This window comes from Belnapia sp. AC561 (assembly GCF_979252845.1).
Genome location: NZ_CEEDBP010000298.1, coordinates 1 through 259 on the forward strand (window position 1 = coordinate 1; position 259 = coordinate 259).

The following is a 259-nucleotide window of genomic DNA, read 5'->3' on the forward strand; positions in this document are numbered from 1 at the left end:
CGTCGTAAATGGTCGCCGTCAGCGAGGAAGTGCTGACGCCGTCGGCGGTGATGGAAAGCGGTGTTGCCTCCAACAAGAGCGCGCTGCTATTGGCACTTGGAAGACCCGCCGCAAAGCGTACGGAGGTCGTGCCTTTGACGGTACCCATCTGCGCTTCAATCTTGGCCAGTCCGGCCGACGTAGGACTGGTCAAAACCACGCGCGCAACGCCGCGGCTGTCTGTATCAGATGTGTCGCTAGCCAGCGTGCCGGCGCTAGT

At 61.8% G+C, this 259-nt stretch carries 1 protein-coding gene; it reads right to left on the bottom strand.

Annotated features, from left to right (window positions below; genetic code table 11):
• Nucleotides 1-259, bottom strand: a 259-nt coding sequence (locus AC0IW9_RS31160) for a hypothetical protein (protein WP_471652165.1), incomplete at both ends; no start/stop codon positions are given.